Source organism: Dellaglioa sp. CoH-57-MRSF-17, from assembly GCF_056782015.1.
Genome location: NZ_JBXAXY010000187.1, coordinates 1 through 235, shown reverse-complemented (window position 1 = coordinate 235; position 235 = coordinate 1). Strand labels below are relative to the sequence as shown.

Genomic DNA, 235 nt, shown 5'->3' with positions numbered 1-235 from the left:
ATGTAGCCCTTCAGGCGGCCGGCTTTCAGCCCCTGCAAGTATGCTGTACTGAACCGCTTGTTGTGGTCAGCAATGAACTCGTCCATAACCTCCAGAATTTCGCGTCTGGTGATCTGGTACACGGTTTCTGTCGGGTCCTCGTATGCCGCAGGATCGCGCTTGATAGCGGCTTCGAACCGCTCGATGATAGCGTCTTCGTAGCGCCCGCGCGTCTCAATAATGCTCATTGCAGCAC

General features: G+C 55.7%; 1 protein-coding gene. It reads right to left on the bottom strand.

What is annotated here, in order from left to right:
- Positions 1–235, bottom strand: a 235-nt coding sequence (locus tag AC1RPJ_RS08340) for a hypothetical protein (protein ID WP_481762942.1), incomplete at both ends; no start/stop codon positions are given.